This window comes from Kribbella sp. NPDC051620 (assembly GCF_044453825.1).
Taxonomy (GTDB): domain Bacteria; phylum Actinomycetota; class Actinomycetes; order Propionibacteriales; family Kribbellaceae; genus Kribbella.
Genome location: NZ_JBITDB010000017.1, coordinates 1 through 1,455, shown reverse-complemented (window position 1 = coordinate 1,455; position 1,455 = coordinate 1). Strand labels below are relative to the sequence as shown.

General features: G+C 66.0%; 1 protein-coding gene. It reads left to right on the top strand.

What is annotated here, in order from left to right; genetic code table 11:
• Nucleotides 1–241 precede the first annotated feature (241 nt).
• Complete coding sequence (locus ACIA12_RS40585; protein WP_396372801.1) at nucleotides 242–1,432, top strand: IS110 family transposase; 1,191 nt, start codon at nucleotides 242–244, stop codon at nucleotides 1,430–1,432.
• Nucleotides 1,433–1,455: the final 23 nt, after the last annotated feature.

Here is a 1,455-nt window from a genome sequence, read left to right as displayed (position 1 = left end):
CCCGTTACGGTTTTGGTGGCTCCCGTAGTGGGAGGTCTGGTCGCCAGGCTCGGTATGACTTTCCCACCTAGTCGAAGTTCATGATCCCGGGTGTGTTGTCGCCGGGCCTGGTGGCATCGAGGGACCGCTGATAGGGACACGGCCACCCTGGTTGGGGGTAGGTCTCGTCGTAACGTGGTTGCCGGCCGTCGATGCCTGACTGGCCGGCCAGGCGGCGACGAGACGGAAGGACGACTGGGCCGTGGGCGAGTACCAGGTGTTTGTTGGGCTGGATGTCGGCAAGGGCGACCATCACGCGGTCGGCCTGGATCCGGCTGGTGGCCGGTTGTATGACGCGCCGTTGCCGAACACCGAGCCGCGGTTGCGGGCGATGTTCGACAGGCTCGCTGGGCATGGACGATTGCTGGTGGTGGTCGATCAGCCGGCCTCGATCGGTGCGTTGCCGGTCGCGGTGGCCCGGGCGTGTGGACACGATGTGGCGTATCTGCCCGGTCTGGCGATGCGCCGGATCGCTGATCTGTATCCGGGTGACGCGAAAACCGATGCCCGGGACGCGTTCGTCATTGCTGATGCCGCCCGGACTTTGCCTCACACACTGCGTCGTGTCGGAGCCGGTGATGAGGCGTTGGCCGAGCTCGATGTGCTGGTCGGCTTCGACGATGACCTGACCGTCGAGGCGACCCGGCTCAGCAACCGGATCCGCGGTTTACTCACCGGGCTTCATCCTGGTCTTGAACGGGTCCTGGGACCCAGGATCACTCACCCCGCGGTCCTGGAGATCTTGATCGGGTGCGGTGGACCGGCCGGGATCGCTGCCACCAAACGCCGCAAGTTGACCGCGATCGCGACCAAGCACGCTCCGCGGATGGGCGACAAGCTCGTCGATGACATCCGCGCCGCGCTGGCCGAGCAGACCGTCGTCGTCCCCGGCACCACCGCCGCCGACATCATCGCGCCACAACTGGCCCAGCTCCTGAAGACCGTACTGGACCAACGCGTGATGATCGCGGCCCAAGTCGAGGAGATCCTTGATGCGCACCCTCTTGCCCAGGTCCTGACCTCGATGCCCGGTATCGGCGTCAGGACCGCAGCCCGCATCCTGCTCGAGATCGGCGACGCCTCCACCTTCAAAACCTCAGGACACCTCGCCGCCTACGCCGGCATCGCGCCCGTCACCCACCACTCCGGCACCAGCATCCGCGGCGAACACCCACCACGCGGCGGCAACCGCAAACTCAAACGCGCCCTCTACCTGTCCGCGTTCTCCGCACTGTCAGACCCCACCAGCCGCGCCTACTACGACCGCAAACGAGCCGAAGGCAAGAAACACAACGCCGCCCTCATCTGCCTGGCCCGACGCCGCTGCGACGTCCTGTTCGCCATGCTCCGCACCAATACCCACTACCACCCACCCACACCCCACACACCTTGACCAAACCCATAGGGGCACACCCG